Source organism: Ensifer sp. PDNC004 (genome assembly GCF_016919405.1).
In the GTDB taxonomy this organism is placed as follows: Bacteria; Pseudomonadota; Alphaproteobacteria; order Rhizobiales; family Rhizobiaceae; genus Ensifer.
Map to the genome: position 1 here is coordinate 3,732,501 of NZ_CP070353.1, position 13,420 is coordinate 3,745,920.

The window sequence follows — 13,420 nt, forward strand, 5'->3', positions numbered from 1 at the left end:
CCAGGTGTTTTGAATGATCTATGATCATTCGGGACGTCCGAGCCCAGCCCCTGAGAACCCATGGATGGTCTAGCCGACCGGATGTGGTGGAGGGTCTGGAGGTAGGAAGGAAGCCTTGTCCTAGAGGCATGGTCATTGTTTGGGTGCTCGTAAGAGTGCCCTTCTGGTGTTCATGTTGGATTGGTGTTGCCTGACCGCGCATCACCGGACAGATCTCGAGAAGCTGGTCTTAAGATATGGCGCAAGTGAACCGCTCGGCGTGGTTCCAATAAAGCGACCGTATCGAACACGTCGATGGCATCTCAGAAGGATTGGGTTGTAAAAGGTAACCCTATCTGCCGCGTCCCTTCGGGACGGCGGCTAATGGATGAGCATTGGCAATGAGAACGATCAAGTGTCAAAAGGGCATTTGGTGGATGCCTTGGCATGCACAGGCGATGAAGGACGTGATACGCTGCGATAAGCCGTGGGGAGCTGCGAATAAGCTTTGATCCATGGATCTCCGAATGGGGGAACCCACCTTAAATGCTTGGAAAATTTAAGTCGTGCGCAAGTACGGCTTAGGTTTCCAAGTATTGTTTAAAGGTATCTTATCCTGAATACATAGGGGTAAGAAGCGAACGCAGGGAACTGAAACATCTAAGTACCTGCAGGAAAGGACATCAACCGAGACTCCGCAAGTAGTGGCGAGCGAACGCGGACCAGGCCAGTGGCAATGAGGAATAAAGTGGAACGACATGGAAAGGTCGGCCGTAGAGGGTGATAGCCCCTTACACGTAGAACACTCATTGTCCTTGAGTAAGGCGGGACACGTGAAATCCTGTCTGAACATGGGGAGACCACTCTCCAAGCCTAAGTACTCGTGCATGACCGATAGCGAACAAGTACCGTGAGGGAAAGGTGAAAAGCACCCCGACAAGGGGAGTGAAATAGAACCTGAAACCGGATGCCTACAAACAGTTGGAGCCCGCAAGGGTGACAGCGTACCTTTTGTATAATGGGTCAACGACTTAGTGTGACGAGCAAGCTTAAGCCGATAGGTGAAGGCGCAGCGAAAGCGAGTCTGAACAGGGCGTTCAGTTCGTCGCATTAGACCCGAAACCGAGTGATCTAGCCATGAGCAGGTTGAAGGTTGGGTAACACCAACTGGAGGACCGAACCCGCATCTGTTGCAATAGATTGGGATGACTTGTGGTTAGGGGTGAAAGGCCAATCAAACTCGGAAATAGCTGGTTCTCCGCGAAATCTATTTAGGTAGAGCGTCGACCGAATACCCTCGGGGGTAGAGCACTGGATGGGCTATGGGGACTCACCGTCTTACTGATCCTAACCAAACTCCGAATACCGAGGAGTACTAGTCGGCAGACACACGGCGGGTGCTAACGTCCGTCGTGAAAAGGGCAACAACCCTGACCTCCAGCTAAGGTCCCCAAGTCATGGCTAAGTGGGAAAGGATGTGAGGATCCCAAAACAACCAGGATGTTGGCTTAGAAGCAGCCATCATTTAAAGAAAGCGTAACAGCTCACTGGTCTAAATAAGGGTCTTTGCGCCGAAAATGTAACGGGGCTAAAGCCATGCACCGAAGCTGAGGATACGTCGCAAGACGTGTGGTAGCGGAGCGTTCCGTAAGCCTGTGAAGGGATACCCGTGAGGGGTCCTGGAGGTATCGGAAGTGCGAATGTTGACATGAGTAACGATAAAGAGGGTGAGAGACCCTCTCGCCGAAAGACCAAGGGTTCCTGCTTAAAGTTAATCTGAGCAGGGTTAGCCGGCCCCTAAGACGAGGCGGACACGCGTAGTCGATGGGAACCACGTTAATATTCGTGGGCCTGGTGGTAGTGACGGATTGCTTAACTTGTTCAGACTTATTGGATTGTCTGGGCGGGGACGCGGTTCCAGGAAATAGCTCCACCGTATAGACCGTACCCGAAACCGACACAGGTGGTCAGGTAGAGTATACCAAGGCGCTTGAGAGAACTATGCTGAAGGAACTCGGCAAATTGCACGCGTAACTTCGGAAGAAGCGTGACCCTTTTTGACGCAAGTCAGATGGGGTGGCACAGACCAGGGGGTAGCGACTGTTTATCAAAAACACAGGGCTCTGCGAAGTCGCAAGACGACGTATAGGGTCTGACGCCTGCCCGGTGCTGGAAGGTTAAGAGGAGGGGTGCAAGCTCTGAATCGAAGCCCCAGTAAACGGCGGCCGTAACTATAACGGTCCTAAGGTAGCGAAATTCCTTGTCGGGTAAGTTCCGACCTGCACGAATGGCGTAACGACTTCCCCGCTGTCTCCAGCATAGACTCAGTGAAATTGAATTCCCCGTGAAGATGCGGGGTTCCTGCGGTCAGACGGAAAGACCCCGTGCACCTTTACTATAGCTTTACACTGGCATTCGTGTCGGCATGTGTAGGATAGGTGGTAGGCTTTGAAGCAGGGACGCCAGTTCTTGTGGAGCCATCCTTGAAATACCACCCTTATCGTCATGGATGTCTAACCGCGGTCCGTTATCCGGATCCGGGACAGTGTATGGTGGGTAGTTTGACTGGGGCGGTCGCCTCCGAAAGAGTAACGGAGGCGCGCGATGGTGGGCTCAGACCGGTCGGAAATCGGTCGTCGAGTGCAATGGCATAAGCCCGCCTGACTGCGAGACTGACAAGTCGAGCAGAGACGAAAGTCGGTCATAGTGATCCGGTGGTCCCGCGTGGAAGGGCCATCGCTCAACGGATAAAAGGTACGCCGGGGATAACAGGCTGATGACCCCCAAGAGTCCATATCGACGGGGTTGTTTGGCACCTCGATGTCGGCTCATCGCATCCTGGGGCTGGAGCAGGTCCCAAGGGTTTGGCTGTTCGCCAATTAAAGCGGTACGTGAGCTGGGTTCAGAACGTCGTGAGACAGTTCGGTCCCTATCTGCCGTGGGTGTAGGAATATTGACAGGATCTGTCCCTAGTACGAGAGGACCGGGATGGACATATCTCTGGTGGACCTGTTGTCCTGCCAAGGGCATAGCAGGGTAGCTATATATGGAATGGATAACCGCTGAAGGCATCTAAGCGGGAAACCAACCTGAAAACGAGTATTCCCTTGAGAACCGTGGAAGACGACCACGTTGATAGGCTGGGTGTGGAAGTGCGGCAACGCATGAAGCTTACCAGTACTAATCGTTCGATTGGCTTGATCGTTCCCATTGCTTGTGTTCATCACAAGGCGATTGCAAAGCATTCGCCGAGATGAACGACGTGTTCAAAACAAAACGAGTTCGCTTAAACCCGAACTCACCAGCTTCTCATCCGGTTTGAGCCCGCAAGCTCAAATCTTGCGCTTTGCCGACCTGGTGGTTCTGGCGGGGTGGCTGCACCCGTTCCCATTCCGAACACGGCCGTGAAACGCCCCAGCGCCGATGGTACTTCGTCTTAAGACGCGGGAGAGTAGGTCGCTGCCAGGTCTGCAAAACGCAAGATAAAACGCCGGAAATCTTCTCGACACACTCTTCGGCCCTGCCGAAACACAAGGGCCGCCAACAAGCGGCCTTTTTGCGTAAGTAAGATCAGACAAACCAACGGGATTTTGCGCACGCAAAACCCGGACCGGTTAAACGGGATTTTGCCTTCGGCAAAACCCGCAATGAGCGGATAAATCCCAAAGGGATTTACCGCGATGGCGCGGGGTGGAGCAGCCCGGTAGCTCGTCAGGCTCATAACCTGAAGGCCGCAGGTTCAAATCCTGCCCCCGCAACCAAATCTCATAACCTAAAGCCCGCCAGGAGAAATCCGGCGGGCTTTCCGCGTTCTAAGGCACAGCGGCAAAGACCAAGACAGGCCATTGCAGGCGCAAGCCGAAGGCGCAAGCTCGAAGGGGAGGGCGCCGTAATACGGTCCGGGCGCTTTCGCCGAGGATGACAGCGCGCAAGCAGAGAGAGCAGGCACGAGGCCTGAGCGCCCAACGCAACCGATCTATTGCGCCCCAACGCCGACACATAACGACCCGACGCGTAGCACATAGGCTTGGCTCGCTCACCGGAGGAGGGGCAGCGCCTTTGTCGCAGTGTTCGGCGAGGAGAAGCCTCGTTCGAGGCGCTCAAATCGGAGCGCATTTGTCCGGTTCGCTTCGGAGAGTGGGCGAGGCTGCTGCGTGGTCTGCCTCGATGATTGGCGTTACCCGTTTATTAAGATATGCAATCGATAGTTGCTGTCATCCTTGATTGCCGCGATAGCATGAGGCTGTGCGCACCCATTTGGCAGGCCGGTGCAGGAGCACGGCCTTCGCCGCAGAGATCCACCCGTGACCACCATATCGCCAACAAGCAATGTTGCCTTGGAAATCCTCAGGCGGACAGCCACCGAGGCCGAGGAGAAAACTGGTTCTGCCGACAGCGCGAACAGCATACTCAAGGCCGCGAACGGCGTTTCAGCGGAGCCTGGCCGAGCAACGACGCAGGCGCAGGGTGCAATCAACAACAGCATGCTGGAGCTGAAGGCGAGGGCCGACGCTTTTGTCGGGAAGGCCCTAGAATTGGTGAACTCCGACCGTTTCCGGTCCAGCGATCCCAATGTGAAGGCAACGTTGAAGGCGATTCTCAACGAGCAGGGCGAGGCTTTTGCAGGCCGGGTCGAAGCGGAGCTGCTCAACAATCCAGGCCTCTTGCATGAGGAGGCCATCGCCATGGCGCTGACGGCGACCGTACGCAGCAATCGCAGCCGGTTTGCGGAATCCGAAATCGTGCTTGGCTACGATTTGAAGATCGGACCGGATCAGTTGCACCACGTCGCCGATGCCGACGGCCACAGCACCGGTCAGTTCCTGGCGGATGCGCGGGAAGAAGCGCGGATCGGTCTCGACATCGCGCAAAAGGCGCGCGCCAATGCGAAGGGTGATGCGGCGCTGGCGGAGGCCTTGAAAGCGGAGGAGGAGGCCGAGCGGATTTACCAGCGAACGCAACAGTCGGCGAATGAATGGAACGGCCATTGGACGAAGAAATTCGGCTGGCGGGAGCCCCAGTGACGGCGCGATAAAGCATCGCCTCCGCATTTGCGATGGGCGTGCCTGGCTGCAAACCTCGCTGTGCCTGGTCCGAGAAAGCGCCTTGACGGTTTGTCTTCGGGTTCACGCCCCCCTCATCAACGATGCCTGTGTCTCGCCGGACTATCGTTCCGGCGGAGTGACCAGCGATCGAATTCCACACGTTAGAGGATCTGCCAAGCACTTTGTCGCCCGCGCTCCAATACCTAAACTAGCCGCGTAACGTGACCACAAACCGCGGCGCATTTTCCGCGGCATGGTTCAGATCTAAGCGCCGGTCTCTCCTTCGAAGAGATCCTGGCTTGCCAGTTCCCCGTGATCGCGGCCGGAAAGCCATGCGCGCGTCTCATCGAGGATTTCCGTCGACAGGTCGGGGTCGTCGGTCATGCGCGCCAGGATAAGCGCGCCGATCATGGCTGCAGAACTGCCGATCGCCGCGCGGCGCTTCTCATGCTCATCCGTCCCCGGCGCGACCTTGCCGAACCGAGCGAACTGGCGCTTCAAGGCGCCTGTCATCTCCGACCGTGCAGCCGCCGGTTGGCGGCTCACCTCCGATGCGAGAGCTGCAAGCGGGCAGCCGCGGCCAAAATCGTCCCGATGCTCGGGCGTGAGGTAACGTCGGGCGACGGATGCGAGATCCACCGTCAGCGGCTCGGTTTCTCCCTGCAGCCCGGCCAATGTCTGCGCGATCAGATCCTCTTTCGACTTGAAGTAGCCGTAGAAGCCGCCATGGGTGAGGCCCGCCGCCTTCATGACATCGGTAACGGTGACGGCCTCAAAGCCGCGCTCCCGAAACAGCTGTCCGGCCGCCTCCAGGATCGTCTTCTTGTTCTCTTCGACCTGCTTCCGGCTCACGCGCATCATCGTCTCCTGAAATTTCGATTGACAATATACATGATGACAATCATATATACAAATACATGATGAGTATCATGAATAAGCTAAGGAGCACGATCGATGAGCAGCAAGCCTGTAGTCCTTGTAACCGGTGCCTCCACCGGTATTGGTGCCGTCTATGCGGAGCGCTTTGCCCGCCGCGGTCATGATCTCGTTCTGGTCGCGCGCAATGCAGGGCGCCTTGACGCTCTCGCTGAGCGCCTCAAGAACGAAACCGGCGTGGCGGTGGATGTGGTGCCGGCAGACCTGACCGACGAGCAGGATCTCGCCAGGATCGAACAAAGGTTACGCGACGACCGCAGCATCGGCGTGCTGGTCAACAATGCGGGAACGTCCATCCCGCGCGGCTTTCTGCAACAGCAGAACGAAGACATCGCAAAGCTGATTGCGCTCAACGTCACGGCCGTCACCCGGCTGGCGCATGCGGCAGCACCGGGTTTTGCGGAGAGGGGCGAAGGGGCGATCATCAACATCGCGTCGGTCGTCGGGCTTGCGCCGGAAATGGGCGCGACCGTCTACGGCGCGACCAAGGCCTTCGTGCTGTTCCTCTCTCAAGGCTTGAATGTCGAGCTCGCCACCAAAGGGGTCTACGTTCAGGCGGTGCTGCCGGCGGCGACACGCACCGAGATCTGGGATCATGCCGGCGTCGATGTCGACACGCTTTCAGGCGTGATGGAGGTCGGCGATCTCGTCGATGCGGCGCTGATCGGCTACGACCGGCGCGAACTAGTGACTATCCCGCCGCTTCCCGATGCCGACCAGTGGAACACGCTCGATACGGCACGGCAGGCAATGCTGCCCAATTTTGCCCAGTCGTTGCCGGCCGAGCGCTATCGGTCCGCGGCCTGACCGGTCCAGGTGGGGGCGGGCGTTCGACGTTCGCTCGGAACCCCGCGTCTGTTGGGATGTTCGATGCCCGGACCTTTTCCGCTTGGGTACAGCAGCCGCATCGTCGCCAGGGTTTGTCCCAAAGGCGTTTGCCAAGCGCCCTTGGGCTGCTTAGAGATTGAGGATCAAAGATTTCGCAAGGTCGGCCGCGCCGCACCTTTGCGAAAATCCTCCCTCGAAACGATGTTGATGGTGCGAGCCGATGAAAAGATTCAATCTGGGACCAACCGACCTTTCCGTTTCCTCTGCCGTTCTCGGCCTGATGCGGATTGTCGATCTCAGCGATGACGCCATAAACCGGCTCTATGGCAAGGCAAGGGACGTCGGGATCAACGTCTTCGACCATGCCGATATCTATGGTGGCGAGCTGCATGCTTGCGAGCGCCGTTTCGGCGATGCGTTGCGGCTGAAGCCGGCAGAGCGCGAGCAGATCGTCATCCAGAGCAAGTGCGGGATCCGCCGCGGCTATTTCGATTTCTCCAAGGAACATATTCTGCAGTCGGTCGATCGATCGCTGGCGGCACTGAAGACCGACTATCTCGATCTTCTCTTGCTGCATCGGCCGGATGCGCTGGTGGAGCCGGAGGAGGTGGCGGAGGCCTTCGACACATTACAGGCGGCCGGCAAGGTCCGGCATTTCGGTGTCTCCAACCACACACCGCGGCAGATCGATCTTCTGAAGACCGCCGTCCGTCAGCCGCTCGTCGCCAACCAGATCCAGCTCAGCATTGCGCATGCGCCTTCGGTCGCCTTCGGGATCGCCGCCAATATGGCAGGTCTCGAGCAATCGATCGATCGCGATGGCGAAGTGGTCGTCTATTCGCGCATCAACCGCATGACGCTGCAGGCCTGGTCGCCGTTCCAGCAGGGGTTCTTCGGCGGTGTCTTCGTTGGCGACGAAAAGAACTTTCCGGAACTTAACCGGGTGCTCGACGAGCTCGCCGCCAAGTACGGTGTTTCGCCATCGGCCATCGCCTATGCCTGGATCGCCCGCCATCCGGCCAACATTCAGGTGGTGCTTGGAACGACAAGTCCGGAGCGGCTGGCCGATATCGCGCCCGGCGCTGACATCACGCTATCGCGAGAGGACTGGTATCGTCTCTTTACCGCGGCAGGACACGTGCTGCCCTGACACAATCCTGGTCGCCACGCAAAAGGCCCGCTCGGATCCAAGCGGGCCTTTTGCGTTTTTTGGTGACTGATGCCGCTCGATCAGCTGCGCGGCTTCAGGTTTTCCGGGTCGTAGAGCGGCTTGTAGCCGATGCCGACGACCTCGACCGGGTAGGTTTCGGCAAAATATTCGACATTGAGCTTCCGGCCGACCTGGCAATGGGACCACGGCAGATAGGCAAGCGCGATGTTCTTGCCGATCGTCGGGCCGAAGGCGATCGAGGTGGTGTAGGAACGGCGGCCAAGCTCGTCGATGAGAACCTTGCCGGTTTCCGGATCGATGACCGGCAGCGTGCCGACCGGATAGCGCTTCACGCCGTTCCTGTCGGTGTTCTCTGTCATGACAAGCGTGCAGAGCATGGCCGGCTGGTGCTCGCGCGCCTTATATTCCAGGTGCTTTGCCTTGCCGCGGAAGTCGACGTCCTTGACCTTCGGACGGGCAAGGTCGGCCTCGATGAGGTTGTACTGGGTCAGCAGATCGGCGTTCTGCAGGCGCAGGCTTTTTTCCATGCGGCGCGAGTTGGCATAGGTTTCGACGCCAAAGGCCATGACGCCGGTTGAGCGCAGCGCATCCCAGACGGCCAGACCGTCCTCGTACTTCATGTGCAGTTCCCAGCCCTGCTCACCGACATAGGAGATGCGGAAGGCGGTCACATGTTTGCCGGCGATCTCGATCGGCTTGATGGCGGCGAAGGCGAAGTTCTCGATGTCGAGGCCTGCCGGATCGGCAACCACCTTCTTCAGGTTCTCGCGGGCATTCGGCCCCCAGATGCCGATGGTGATGAACTTCTCCGACACATCGGTGATGGTGACGTCGAGACCACGGTCCTCGGCGACACGGCGCATGTACTGGAAGTCGCGCGGGCCGGCGTCGGCGCCGTTCACGAGACGGCCGCGGTCGGCCATGCGGAAGACGGTGAAGTCGGCCCGCACCATGCCCTCGTCGTCGAGGAAGTGGGTGTAGATGCCCTTGCCGATATTGGCGTCGCCGCCGATCTTGGCGGCGCAGAGCCATTCCAGCAGCTCCACGTGGTCAGGACCTTCGATGTCGACCATATGGAAGTGCGAGAGGTTGACGATGCCGCAATCCTCGCTCATCGCCAGATGTTCGGCGTTGGAAACACGCCAGAAATGGCGGCTGTCCCATTCGTTTTCGCGCACCGGAACGCGGTCGCCGTATTTTTCGAGCAGATGCTCGTTGGCGGCGTAGCCATGGGCGCGCTCCCAGCCGCCGAGTTCCATGAAGTAGCCGCCGAGCTCCTTTTCGCGCTCGTAGAAGGGCGAGCGCTTGACATTGCGGCCGGTGGCATAGGGCTCGCGCGTGTGCACGGCGGGGTAATAGATCTTCTGCGCCGCCTCGAAGCAGCGGCCCTCGATGAATTTTTCCTCGAGTTGATGCGGATAGAAACGGGAATAGTCGATCGAGGCGTGGTCGATCTCGGTGCGGCCGTCGGTCATCCAGTCGGCGATCAGCTTGCCGTAGCCGGGGCCGTCCTTGACCCAGATGGCGACGCAATACCACAGGCCGCGCACCTTCTGGCTCTCGCCGCAAGAGGGACCGCCGGCGGCCGAAACCTGCAGCAGACCGTTGAAGGAATGGCTCTCGTTATAGCCGAGCTCGCCGAGGATCGGCGTCAGTTCCATGGCGCGCTCGAGCGGCTCGATGATCTGTTCCATCTCAAGGTCACGCTGCGAGGGCGACAGCCGCGCCTCGTGCTTTTCAAGAATGTTGCGCGGATGGCAGAGGCGGGGATTGGTGGTCTCGTAATAGCCCCACTCGATCTGGCCGCCCTCGGTGGTCTTCGGGTCGCCAGTGTCGCGCATATAGGCCGAGTTGCCCTGGTCGCGCAGAAGCGGGAAGCCGATCTCCTTGCCGGTGCCTTCGAATTCGTTGTACGGGCCGAAGAAGGTGAGCGGGTGGTCGACCGGCATGACCGGCAGGTCCTCGCCGACCATTTCGGCGATCAGGCGGCCCCAGATGCCGGCGCAGACGATGACGTGGTCGGCCATGATCGTGCCGCGATGGGTGACGACGCCCTTAATACGGCCGTTTTCGACGATCAGCGATTTTGCCGGCGTGTTGCCGAAGACCTGCAGCTTGCCCGACTTTTCCGCCGCATCGACGAGCTTGCCGGCAACCGTCTGCGAGCGCGGAATGACGAGGCCGGCATCCGGATCGAACATGCCGCCCATCACCTGATCTTCCTCGATCAGCGGGAACATCGCCTTGATTTCAGCTGGCGAAACATAGTGGGCGCGGGTGCCGAAGGCCTTGGCGGAGGACAGCTTGCGCTTGATCTCTTCCATCCAGACATTGTCGCCGGTGCGGGCCACTTCCAGGCCGCCGATGCGGGCGTAGTGGCCCATCTTCTCGAAGAAATCGATCGAATACTGCGTCGTCCAGACGGACAGATAATCGTGGCTGGTGGTGTAGCAGAAGTCCGAGGCGTGTGCGGTCGAGCCGATATCGGTCGGCACGCCCGACTTGTCGATGCCGACGATGTCGTCCCAGCCGCGCTCGATCAGGTGGTGCGCGATCGAGGCGCCGACGATGCCCCCCAGCCCGATGATTACGACTTTCGCCTTTTGCGGAAACTCTGCCATTGATTGCGACCCTAGTTTGGATTGGATGCCGGATTTTAGGGCCTGATCTGCCTCGACCAGAGCCTGTCTACGACATTCTCATCAAACTGCACGACCAGAGCCGGGCATTTTGCGGATCGCGGAACGAGAGCTGTCGAGACGGTCATGCCACTGATTTCGTGAGAAAAAGCGCCCCTCAGCGCCAATCTGTTTTCATCTAGCATATCGCAAATGGCGACGCATCCGAATGCGTCATCGCCGTTGCCCTGTTTCTCCGCAGACCGCGCCGTTCGCCATGAAAGATAATCCTATCGGGCAAGATTGACAGCGATGCCTGATCTTAATAAGTTCGGTAACAGAACGAATTAAAAGAGGTCCCCGTGAACGACAGCTTGCGCATCTCCCGGAAGTTCTCCCAGCGCTCCGTCATGGAGGCGATCGTCCAGGGCGGGCCAATTTCGCGTGCGTCGATCTCGAAGCAGACCGGCCTTTCCAAGCAGACCATTTCCGAGATCGTTCGCGGCCTCGAGGAAGAGGGCTGGGTGCAGGAGACGGGGCGCACCAGCGGCCATGTCGGGCGCACCGCCGTCACCTACGAACTGGTGTGCGATGCCGCCTTCATCATCGCCGTCGACCTCGGCGGCACGAAAGTGCGCGTGGCGATCACCGATCTCGCCTGCCAGATCTTTGCCGAAGATACGGCGCCGACCGATCCGCGTGGCGGCCGCTTCGTCGTGGAGCAAATTGCCGCCATGGCCTTTGATGCGGCAGACCGCCAGAAGATCGCTCGCGACAAGATCCGGCTTGCGGTGGTCGGCGTTCCCGGCGCGCCCTGCAGCGAGACCGGCCGTGTGCTGCTTGCGCCGAATATCGCCGGCTTCGACACGATGGATGTCGTCGGCGCCTTCGAGGAGGTGCTCGGCTTCGGCGCGATGCTCGAGAACGACGTCAATCTCGCGGTTCTCGGCGAGAACTGGCTGGGGCAGGGGCAGGGGATCGACAACCTCGCCTATGTGGCGCTGGGCACCGGCGTTGGCAGCGGCCTGATGGTCGGCGGCCATCTGGTGCGCGGCGTCAGCAATGCCGCCGGCGAAATGGGTTTCCTGCCGCTCGGCGCCGATCCGTTCGAGGCGGAATCGCTGCGCACCGGCGCCTTCGAGCGCGCCGTTGCCTCGCATGGCATGGCGGAGCGCTACGCAGCACTTTCGGGCAACACGGTCACCGTGCCCACCATCTTTGCCAAGGCGGAAGCCGGCGATGCGGCAGCGCTGACGGTGTTGGACGACACGGCGCGGTACTTGGCAGCCGGCGTTGCGGCGATCGCTGCCATCGCCAACCCGCAGAAGGTCATTCTCGGCGGCTCGATCGGGCTCCGGCCGGAAATGCTCCAGCGGGTGAAATCCTTCCTGCCGCAGTGCTTCCCCTATCCGGTCAATGTCGAAACGGGTGAACTCGGCGCGCGTGCCGCAATCATCGGGGCGGCGGCGATCGGGCTCGGTCAGTTGCACAATACCCTTTTCGGGGTCGATGCGCCCGATGGCCGGATTTCGCTGCCGCGGGCAAACGTCAACGCGCTTCGGGAGGCGATGTGATGACGATGAATGACGGTCTGGTCGAACGTTTGCGCGCGGTGCTTGACCGCGACGCGGCGATCGATCTTTTTCGTGGCGCGATCGGGCGTGAGAGCATTACTGGCAACGAGGCGAATTTCGTCGCCTTTCTGGCCGAAACGATGCAGCGCCTTGGCCTTGAAGGCTTGAAAACGGCGGAGTTTTTGCCGGGGCGGCCGAACGTCTGGGCGGAGCGCAAGGGTCGTGGCAAGGGGCCACGCCTGCTGTTTATCGGCCATACGGATACCGTGCATGTCGACGGCTGGCGCGAACATTGGGCCGGTACCGAGCGCGAGGATCCCTTCGCCGCACCGATCATCGACGGCGCGGTCTGGGGCCGTGGTTCGGGCGACCTGAAGGCCGGCATCTGCGCGTCGCTGGCGGCGCTCTCGCTGCTCGACAAGGCTGGCGTGGGTCTCGTCGGCGATGTGGCCTTTGCCTTCATCGGCGACGAGGAAAGCGGCCAACCGGGCACCGGCGTGTCGGCCGGCATCAAGGATCTGGTCGGCCGCATAGAAACCGGCGAGATCGCACGGCCGGATTTCGTCGTCTATGTCGAGCCGACCCGGCTGTCCGTCTATCCGGCGCAGATCGGCTTCTTCATCACCGACATCACGATTACAGGAAAATCCGCCTATTTCGGCGTGCCCGAGCTCGGCAAGGACGCGCTGCGCGCCAGCCATGCGGCGATGTCGGCACTCTGGAAACACTCCGATGAGGTTGCCGCACGGGCCGAGCACAAGCTGATCGGCCGTAGTTTCCTGCTGATCACCGGCCTTGCCGGCGGCGGCTACATCGCCGTGCCCGAGCGCTGCACCCTGTCGCTGATCCGCAAGCTCCTGCCGGGGGAATCGCTGGACACGGCGGCAGCCGAAATTGAGGCTGCGGTGCGCTCGGCGATCACCGATCCGGAAATCACGGTTGAGTTTTCCTATCCGGCCGGTCGCGATCACGCGCTTGGCGGCACGGCGGCTGAAATCGACGAAACGGCCGGCGAAGTCGGTGCGCTGTCGACCGCCATGGCGGAAGCCATGGCCGGACGCGGGGTGATCGAGGGTGCCCCCTTCTGGTCGGAATCGCCGTTCTTCGTCAACCGCTTGGGCGTGCCTGCCGTCTACTGCGCGCCCGGCGACATCCGCAATTGCCATACCTACGAGGAACGGGTCGAGGTGGAGGAATACCTCGCCGGGATCGTCGGATTTGCCGCCTTCATGGCGCGCTACTGCGGCGTCATGGACTGAACTGCCAAAC

Annotated in this window: 7 protein-coding genes, 1 tRNA gene and 2 rRNA genes; 8 read left to right on the plus strand and 2 right to left on the minus strand. The window is 59.9% G+C overall.

Translation table 11 applies throughout. The features are described 5' to 3' along the window. The first annotated feature begins 388 nt into the window (after nt 1–388). The 4 genes from JVX98_RS26225 to JVX98_RS26240 all read left to right on the plus strand — a co-directional run bounded on the left by JVX98_RS26225 (nt 389) and on the right by JVX98_RS26240 (nt 5,003). Nucleotides 389–3,184, plus strand: a 23S ribosomal RNA gene (locus JVX98_RS26225). A gap of 148 nt (nt 3,185–3,332) precedes the next feature. Continuing rightward, nucleotides 3,333–3,447 (plus strand): 5S ribosomal RNA (gene rrf / locus JVX98_RS26230). 216 nt (nt 3,448–3,663) lie between these two features. Then, a tRNA-Met gene (locus JVX98_RS26235) sits at nt 3,664–3,740 on the plus strand. Between the two features lie 543 nt (nt 3,741–4,283). Continuing rightward, the gene (locus JVX98_RS26240; protein WP_205237955.1) at nt 4,284–5,003 is read left to right on the plus strand and encodes a hypothetical protein; all 720 of its coding nucleotides are present in this window, start codon (nt 4,284–4,286) and stop codon (nt 5,001–5,003) included. Nucleotides 5,004–5,288: 285 nt separating this feature from the next. Here the strand turns inward: JVX98_RS26240 and JVX98_RS26245 are convergent, their stop codons facing one another. Further along, nucleotides 5,289–5,882, minus strand: coding sequence for a TetR/AcrR family transcriptional regulator (locus tag JVX98_RS26245; RefSeq protein WP_205237956.1), 594 nt, complete (start codon nt 5,880–5,882; stop codon nt 5,289–5,291). Between the two features lie 96 nt (nt 5,883–5,978). Here JVX98_RS26245 and JVX98_RS26250 point away from each other — a divergent pair, with 96 nt between their 5' ends. Then, nucleotides 5,979–6,767 (plus strand): SDR family oxidoreductase, encoded by a 789-nt coding sequence (locus JVX98_RS26250; RefSeq protein WP_205237957.1) that lies wholly within the window; start codon nt 5,979–5,981, stop codon nt 6,765–6,767. Between the two features lie 241 nt (nt 6,768–7,008). Then, a complete protein-coding gene (locus tag JVX98_RS26255) occupies nt 7,009–7,938 on the plus strand; it encodes an aldo/keto reductase family oxidoreductase (protein ID WP_205237958.1) in 930 nt (309 codons plus the stop codon). A gap of 80 nt (nt 7,939–8,018) precedes the next feature. Here JVX98_RS26255 and JVX98_RS26260 read toward each other — a convergent pair whose 3' ends face one another. Then, nucleotides 8,019–10,580 carry an FAD-dependent oxidoreductase gene (locus tag JVX98_RS26260; protein ID WP_205237960.1) on the minus strand — a complete coding sequence of 854 codons (2,562 nt, stop codon included), beginning with the start codon at nt 10,578–10,580 and terminating at the stop codon, nt 8,019–8,021. 359 nt (nt 10,581–10,939) lie between these two features. Between JVX98_RS26260 and JVX98_RS26265 the strand changes: the two genes are divergently transcribed. After that, nucleotides 10,940–12,151, plus strand: a complete 1,212-nt coding sequence (locus tag JVX98_RS26265; RefSeq protein ID WP_205237962.1) for an ROK family transcriptional regulator — start codon at nt 10,940–10,942, stop codon at nt 12,149–12,151. Beyond that, a complete protein-coding gene (locus JVX98_RS26270; protein ID WP_192447126.1) occupies nt 12,151–13,410 on the plus strand; it encodes a M20 family metallopeptidase in 1,260 nt (419 codons plus the stop codon). Before JVX98_RS26265 ends, JVX98_RS26270 begins: the two co-directional genes overlap by 1 nt. Nucleotides 13,411–13,420 lie beyond the last annotated feature (10 nt).

Coding starts and splice junctions, on each gene's coding strand:
- JVX98_RS26250 (WP_205237957.1), top strand. CDS start 5,979: ATGAGCAGCAAGCCTGTAGTCCTTGTAACCGGTGCCTCCACCGGTATT.
- JVX98_RS26255 (WP_205237958.1), top strand. CDS start 7,009: ATGAAAAGATTCAATCTGGGACCAACCGACCTTTCCGTTTCCTCTGCC.
- JVX98_RS26260 (WP_205237960.1), bottom strand. CDS start 10,580: ATGGCAGAGTTTCCGCAAAAGGCGAAAGTCGTAATCATCGGGCTGGGG.
- JVX98_RS26270 (WP_192447126.1), top strand. CDS start 12,151: ATGACGATGAATGACGGTCTGGTCGAACGTTTGCGCGCGGTGCTTGAC.
- JVX98_RS26245 (WP_205237956.1), bottom strand. CDS start 5,882: ATGCGCGTGAGCCGGAAGCAGGTCGAAGAGAACAAGAAGACGATCCTG.